This is a genomic window from Pseudomonas putida, assembly GCF_001941965.1.
Classification (GTDB): Bacteria; Pseudomonadota; Gammaproteobacteria; order Pseudomonadales; family Pseudomonadaceae; genus Aquipseudomonas; species Aquipseudomonas putida_L.
This window is the reverse complement of the sequence record NZ_MKZO01000057.1, coordinates 1-7,167: the sequence shown is the minus strand read 5'-3', so window position 1 is coordinate 7,167 and position 7,167 is coordinate 1. Positions and strand designations below refer to the sequence as shown.

General features: G+C 51.9%; 7 protein-coding genes and 1 pseudogene. 3 read left to right on the top strand and 5 right to left on the bottom strand.

What is annotated here, in order from left to right; genetic code table 11:
* Positions 1-96: 96 nt before the first annotated feature.
* Positions 97-552: a hypothetical protein gene (locus tag PSEMO_RS25665; protein ID WP_178392060.1), complete on the bottom strand. Its 456-nt coding sequence runs from the start codon at positions 550-552 to the stop codon at positions 97-99.
* Positions 553-819: 267 nt separating this feature from the next.
* On the opposite strand from PSEMO_RS25665, the gene PSEMO_RS25660 reads away from it, so the two are divergent.
* The gene (locus PSEMO_RS25660) at positions 820-1,041 is read left to right on the top strand and encodes a hypothetical protein (RefSeq protein WP_009394983.1); all 222 of its coding nucleotides are present in this window, start codon (positions 820-822) and stop codon (positions 1,039-1,041) included.
* Between the two features lie 82 nt (positions 1,042-1,123).
* Here PSEMO_RS25660 and PSEMO_RS25655 read toward each other — a convergent pair whose 3' ends face one another.
* From PSEMO_RS25655 to PSEMO_RS25645, 3 genes are read right to left on the bottom strand one after another with little or no spacing between them, the layout of a single operon-like run.
* The gene (locus PSEMO_RS25655; protein WP_009394985.1) at positions 1,124-2,578 is read right to left on the bottom strand and encodes an ArnT family glycosyltransferase; all 1,455 of its coding nucleotides are present in this window, start codon (positions 2,576-2,578) and stop codon (positions 1,124-1,126) included.
* Positions 2,572-3,555 carry a glycosyltransferase family 2 protein gene (locus PSEMO_RS25650; protein ID WP_009394987.1) on the bottom strand — a complete coding sequence of 328 codons (984 nt, stop codon included), beginning with the start codon at positions 3,553-3,555 and terminating at the stop codon, positions 2,572-2,574. The genes PSEMO_RS25655 and PSEMO_RS25650 overlap by 7 nt, the downstream gene beginning before the upstream one ends.
* Positions 3,521-3,940 (bottom strand): GtrA family protein, encoded by a 420-nt coding sequence (locus tag PSEMO_RS25645; protein ID WP_009394988.1) that lies wholly within the window; start codon positions 3,938-3,940, stop codon positions 3,521-3,523. Before PSEMO_RS25645 ends, PSEMO_RS25650 begins: the two co-directional genes overlap by 35 nt.
* Positions 3,941-4,199: 259 nt before the next feature.
* Here PSEMO_RS25645 and PSEMO_RS25640 point away from each other — a divergent pair, with 259 nt between their 5' ends.
* Positions 4,200-5,168 (top strand): LysR family transcriptional regulator, encoded by a 969-nt coding sequence (locus PSEMO_RS25640; RefSeq protein ID WP_037058644.1) that lies wholly within the window; start codon positions 4,200-4,202, stop codon positions 5,166-5,168.
* A 210-nt stretch (positions 5,169-5,378) separates the two neighbouring features.
* Positions 5,379-6,686, top strand: a complete 1,308-nt coding sequence (locus tag PSEMO_RS25635; protein WP_009394993.1) for an OprO/OprP family phosphate-selective porin — start codon at positions 5,379-5,381, stop codon at positions 6,684-6,686.
* A gap of 65 nt (positions 6,687-6,751) precedes the next feature.
* Here PSEMO_RS25635 and PSEMO_RS25630 read toward each other — a convergent pair.
* A pseudogene (locus tag PSEMO_RS25630) lies at positions 6,752-7,039 on the bottom strand (heavy metal translocating P-type ATPase); the annotation flags it as partial.
* Positions 7,040-7,167: the final 128 nt, after the last annotated feature.

Sequence of the window (7,167 nt, the reverse complement as noted above, 5' to 3'; positions counted from 1 at the left end):
TCAAGCCAGGGTTTGGCTGGCGGTGTCAAGCGATGCGGTATAGGTAGTCAAAAGGGCTTCTCCCATGCACTGATTTGAGCGCTAATTATATGATATTTATGGATAATTTCCAAAGTTGATGACATTGGAGTACGAACAGATCAATGCCAGGATGAAAAATGCTGTCGCCACCACCATTACGTAACGCTTGGCCAGTGCCGGTGCACGCTTGAGTTCTGCGAGCGAAGCATTCGCGGCACTGGTAGCGATCGAAAGCTCTGAAATGAGAGGCTGGATGGCACTGTCGACTCCACGGTAAGCGGCAGAGTACGCTTTTGTCGCGGCGCGTAAGGCGACCTCTTCACCATCGGACCAAGCCTTCTCAGCCTTCCGAACCTCCCCGTGAATCTGCCGACCTATAGCCTCTACCTGCTCCACCATCTCGTTCGACCTCTCCAAGACAGCGCTAGAAAGCCGTGTCTGAGATGTCAGCTCATCGACCTGGGCAGAAAGATTTTCAGCGCAGCGGCGAAAATCATTCATGGCAACTGCCCAAGGCTCAATTTCATTCATAGCTATCTCCTGGTGCGGACTGCAATGCCGCACGAAACTACGGTGGTAGATATCAAAATTGTAATTTACTGGATAACTGAAATTTTCTTTCAGCAATTCCGGCGATAGGTCTGATCCTTCCAGATCCAGACTTAGAACGCATCCTGCCGCACGCTAAAATTACGGAATTGTAATTAATACCTCACCTTGTCGTTAGCTTCGCTTCCCTAAACTACAAAACAACAAAGACCCCTAGTCAGGGAGGTCTAGTAAATACCGAGGTTCAACATGAAATTTGTAAAATCTATCGCTCTTGGAAGCTTGCTGTTCGGTCTGATGACTACCGCCCATGCTGAAGACGGATTTGATCGAGCGAAAAAATTCAACGAAAATTTCCGGGCTGAGCAGGCACGCATATGGAGCGATGATTCATCGGATCAGAAAAAGCAGCAGGTCGCTCAAGAGAAACAAAAAGAGCGCAAAGATGCCAAGGAAAAGTCCGATAACTGATCGACGATAAACTAGGAACTCTGATGAGGGTAGCAGTCAACAAAAAAGCCAGGTTAATACCTGGCTTTTTTTCATCCTAAATTTAGCCCTCGTTCTTCTGATAAGTTTTCGTGCTGCTTTCTATGGCGAGGCTTTGGGCATTTTTCTCGTCGGCGTTCCAACGGCATAGCAGTAGTTGGCTGGCGTTGGCTTCTGTGATCTTGGTGCACTCCAGGCCGGTAGGCAGCTCAGCATTGCTGTCGCGCAAGCGCCTCGATAGATAAAACAAGCCACTGCTTGGCCATTTGGCAGGATCCTTGATGTGCTCGGATTTGCCAGTGCTGTAGAACTCGGATGAGTACGACCGGCGTCCCGGATAGATCAGGGGGCCCGGCTGAGTAGACTGAGCATTGAGCCAAGCCTGGATCACATCCCGCTGATTCTGAGGCCGCGTTTCCATTGCGCCAGCGTAAATTATGCCCGCTCCTATCATTGGCAATATCAAAGCACTCATAGCAGCAGCCCATGTAGTCTTCGGGCCGGTATCGCTGACCCGGCCCGACAGCAGCAAAGCCCAGGCTGGGAGCGCAGGAAGCAGGTAGGTCCACAGAATGTTGCCGGCGAACGTGAAGAAGACCGGAGTAGCCAGCGCCCAGAGCCAGAGGTAGGCCTCAAACCGCTGCAGCGACGCACGCCTACGGATCAGCAATGGAAGGAAGAATACCCACGGAAGAAGCGCTAACCCGAGCTGTAGCCAGATGGTCCCGTATGGCTTGGCGTGGGCGCTGCCGTAAAGATCACCAGCCCAGTTGCTAACGACGTAACGGCTCCAGTGCTCACCAACGAAAAAGTACTCCATAAAGCCTGGTGTCTTCATCTCAGCCAAGACGTACCAAGGCACAGAGATGCCGAGCATAAGACCCAGGCCGCCAGCCCAAGGTAGCCTTAGCACCCGTTTCCATTCCTTGTAAATCACGATCCAGAGGAATGCCGGCGCCCCTACTAGCACCAGGGTCAGCGGGCCTTTAGCAAGCAGACCTAGCCCCAAACCTGCGAACATCAGATAGGCGTACGCTTTGTCGGCGCATTGCATCCAACGCCAGAACCCATAACTGGCCAGCAAAATTGAGAACGATAGAACGGGGTCGGTCAGTACGACTCCGCTGGAGACCAAGCCAAGCGTTGTGCTGGAAAAGATTATTGCCGCCCAAATGCCCGCGTTACGCGAGAAATGCTGCGTACCGAGCTTGATGATGATGAAACAGCTAGCCAGGTGCAGCAGCCATGCAGGGAATCGAGCAGCGAACTCATTGACCCCGAAGATCGTCATGCTCGCGGCTTGCGTCCAGAAAGACAGTGGTGGTTTGCCCCAAAACGGTACCCCGTAATCGAACATGGGCGTGATCCAGTCATTCAGCTCGACCATTTTTCGCGCCATTTCGGCATAACGGGCCTCCGATGTGTCCATCAGGGGGTAGACACCCAATCCTGATAAACGTAGGACCAAAATAGCGCCCAATATCCGCCATAACGTCTGCTCCCTCTTCAAACTCAGCATTTCTTACCCTCGAACGATGAGACCGAAGGGTGGATAGACGCGCACTCCGCTTTGGGACTGTTTTTCAAGAAATACTGGGGGCGGCGCTTAACCTCTGCGAGTGTCAGGCCAAGGTACTCCCCCACCATGGCGACACCGACGCACATAAATGAGGCCATTCCGACGAGCAGATGATGGACATCGAAACTACCAGCCACGAGGGCTGCGAGCATGTAGCAGAAGCTGGAAACGAAGAGTGCAAAGCTAGCGAGACTGAAGATACGCAGCGGCTTGCGAGAAAAACTGAGAATGCTCTCGATGGCAAGATTGATTAGTCCAGCCACGTTCCACTTGCTGCTCCCTGCATGACGAACAGCGCGATTATAGGGTAGTTCAAAGGTGCGAAAGCCTACCCAGCCGATCATGCCCTTAAGGATGCTGGAACGCTCATCCAATGCTCGAATAGCTGCAAGCGGAGCGGGTCCAATCAAGCGAAAATCGCTGACATCGGCGGGCAAATCCACTTTATCCACCAGACGCTGCATGACCCAATAGTAGGCTCGAGCGCTCATGCGCTTGAAAAGCGAATCGCCGGTTCTCAGATTGCGCTGCATGTTCACCACGTCATAACCCTTTTGCCAGAACTCCACCATGCCGGGAATGAGCTCAGGCGGATCTTGCAAGTCGACGTCAATGAAGATGAGCGCGCTGCCGCGAGCATGATCTATCCCAGCCCTCAACGCGGCCTCCTTTCCAAAGTTTCGACTCAGGAAAAGGCATCGAACAGCCGAGCCATCCTGATACTCACGCAGCAGCTCTGCAGTACCATCATTGCTGCCATCGTCGATGTAGAGAATCTCGCAAGAAACAGGTAGCCGCTTAACAACTTTGGTAACGCGTTGGTGGAACTCTGGAATGGTGTCTTCTTCTTGAAAGCAGGGAACCACAATGGTCAACAAGGGATCAGGGCGCTCGGGAAACCGATTTAATGTCTGCATGGCTGAATGTCCAGAAACGATGTGCAATGAATCCAAGTGCCGTAAGGGCTATAGTCACTAAGGCCTGGGCGATAAGCGGTGAGAAACTTAATTTAATGAGTACCCAAATACCCACTCCGTTACCTAGGTTTGCTGCCAGAGCGACAAGTGTGAACCTAATAGGCTGGAGCACTCGAGAACCATCTGCCTTAAAACAGTGCGCTCGATTACCGATGAAGCTTGCAATAGCACCTACCATGCTGCCACATATACTGGCCGACACGGGATCAGCAAGCTCCGCTTCGATAAGCGCCAAGAAGATTGCATAATGTATCGCTGTCGCTATTGATCCGACGCCTAAATATCGGAACAGCAAAAATACAAGAGGCGGGCATTTGGTTTCCATGTGCTGAGACTATGGAAGCAAAGGTGAAAAAAAAGTGAATCAAATGTCGGTAGAAAACTGGGGAGCAGATGCCGATTATAGGGTTAAAACTTTACGGAAAACCTAGCACGCCAAAATATCAAAAAGATTTCCTCATAATTACTTTATTGAAATCAACCTCGCCAAATAACAATTAGATTACGCGGAAATTACAATATTGATAGTATCGGGAACTGCAGATCCACATTGAGATAAATTCTCCCCGCACAAGGGGGAATAAATGGCTACACAAAATGAAACATCTACTGGCATTACTGTTTCTTGCATTCCTGACATATTGGATGATCTGCCAATTGATAAACAGTTAGCGCTAGAATTTTTCTCAACCGTACGTTGTGCAAATTTTAAACAGGCAGCCAGGGCGCTCAACCTACCTGTAGTAGGCCTTCGGAGGCGCCTGGAAAAGCTAGAGGAGCACATCGGTTCTCCTGTATTCGTCTATAAAAACAACAAGCTTGCTCTGACTCGAATAGGCGACAAGGTCAGCCATTACCTTTCGCAACTTTTTGGCCCTGAGGGCCTTGGAAAAGCCGGCGACACGGGCATCCCGGGGCTCACGCTTGCGATCACAGAACCGGTACTCAGCGATATCGTCAATCGAGATCTCGTCGCCTACGTTCGGGATCATGCTGAAATGCAACTGGAGATCCACTCTGAGTGCACCCCGAAAATGCTCAATGGATGTGACGTCGATGTGGGTATTGTTCTCGTGACACCATCTGATGACGATGCCTTCGATCGCTACCCCGAGTACAGGTTCGAACGGCTTGGCCGGATCGGACACGCGTTATTTATCTCAAGCCGCTACTCAAGAAGTGTCACGGTCCCAGTGGCGAGTGATGACCTACAGAATTTTATGCTCGTTCTTCCTTGGGACGATGACATTCTCTCGGGTTCCAAAAATTGGGCCTCTATAATTTCCGGCCACCGAGGAGGGACGACCAGAGCCAAGAACTACAATTTCTCCCGCGGCCTGGTGGTTGGGGGGGCCTGCATTGGTGTGTTGCCAGATTACAGCCGTAAAATGGACAGAAACATCACGCTCGTGCCAGGATTTCTCGAAGACTTGGAAGATAAAGATGTCTATCTTGTTATAAAGTCAACGCTCACACGCAACCCTCAGGCCTTGGATATCCGTCGACTGATTAAAAAAAGCTTCTTGGACAAAAGTGACTGGCTTGATAAATGACAAGCTCGTTATTTTTCAGAAGTCTTTCTTTAACATTACAGAAACACTTCTGTCATTTTTGCTTGCGATCTAGCCATAGTGCTTAGAACAAAGGCATCTTGTTGCAGCAGGTGACGAACGTGACCTGCTCACATCTGCCAGATCTATTAGGCCCGACGGAGGGCAAACATCCCGTCGACGCCTTAGCACTTAACACACGAGAGGCAAGCAATGATCCGTTCTTCGAACATGCGAGTGAAGCTTTTGGCTGCCGCAATAATAGGCACATTTTCCTCGCAAGCATTCTCCGGAGTAGTCACTAGCGACGGAGCTGATATCGTTCTCAAAACCAAGGGCGGTCTTGAACTTTCTACTACCGATAAGGAGTTCAGTTTCAAACTGGGCGGCAGGGTTCAGGCCGACTACGGACGGTTCGACGGTGTCTTCACCAAGAATGGCGATACTGCTGACGCAGCCTACTTCCGTCGCGCCTACATCGAGTTCGGCGGTACCTTGTACCGTGACTGGAAGTACCAGGTTAGCTACGACCTGTCCCGCAACACCGGTAACGACGCCGATGGCTACTTTGACGAAGCGAGCCTGACCTACACGGGCTTCGCTCCAGTCCAACTGCGATTCGGCCGCTTCTACACCGATTTCGGTCTTGAGAAGGCGACCAGCTCGAAGTGGACAACCGGGATGGAGCGAAACCTTTCCTACGATGTAGCAGACTGGATCAACGACAACGCTGGCATGGGCGTTCAAGCCACCAGCACCATCGCGAACATGGCCTACCTGTCGGGTAGCGTCTTTAGCGAAACCAACAATGATAACGATGGCGACAGCACGAAACGCTATAACGTGCGCGGTGTCTTCGCACCGCTGCATTCTGATGGCAACGTCCTGCACATCGGTGCCCAGTATGCCTATCGCGACCTCAAAGACAGTTCAGTAGACACCCGGATCCGCTCACGTCTCGGCGTTCGTGGTGTGGATACCAATGGCGGTGGTGATGCGGGTACCAACGGCAATCGCATGCTGTTTGGCGGCGCCACGGCGCAAGAAGGCCTGTGGAGCGACGATTCGGTCTGGGGTGTTGAAGGTGCTTGGGCTACCGGCCCGTTCTCTGTGCAAGCTGAATACCTTCGCCGCAAATTGCAAGCTGACCAGGCAACCAATGACCTGAAAGCATCGGGCTACTACGCACAAATGGCGTATACGCTGACTGGCGAGCCCCGCATCTACAAACTCGACGGTGCCAAGTTTGACACCATCAAACCACAGAACAAAGATCTGGGGGCCTGGGAAGTTTTCTATCGCTTTGACGACATCAAGGTCGAGGACGGTAACCTGGTCACCACTGCGGCTCAGTCAGATGAGCGCAAAGCAAAGAGCCACACAATCGGTGTGAACTGGTATGTCAACGAGGCCGTGAAGGTGAGTGCCGACTACATCAACGTGCGCACTGACAATGCCGAGAACGCGGCCGGAGACGACAGTGGCAACGCTCTCGTAACCCGCCTGCAATACGTCTTCTGATCCACTTTCAGACTGTCGTGTACAAAGGGGGCGCTCAATGCGCCCCCTTTGTTTATGTTCAGAGATCAAGTGCTCCTGCGGTAACCCAGCAGGCGTAAGGCGTTGAACACGACCAGAAGCGTGGACCCCTCATGAATAGCGACGGCAGCACCGATGCTTAACCCCATCATTGTGGAGGGGACCAGTATCGCGACGATCCCTAAGCTGACGAATAGGTTCTGGCGGATGATGGATTTCGTATGGCGGCTTAGCCCGACCGCAAATGGAAGTTGTCGAATATCGTCGCCCATAAGCGCAATATCAGCCGTTTCCAGGGCAACATCGGAGCCTGCCGCACCCATTGCAATCCCCACGTGTTGGCGCTGATGGAAAATTGACCCACCCTGCCGATTGAAATTTGACCCAGGGCGGATTGCTGATTTTGTTACCAGCAACTGTGGATAAGTCTACCAGCGCAGCTGCTGTTGCCCCCACTCCTTCG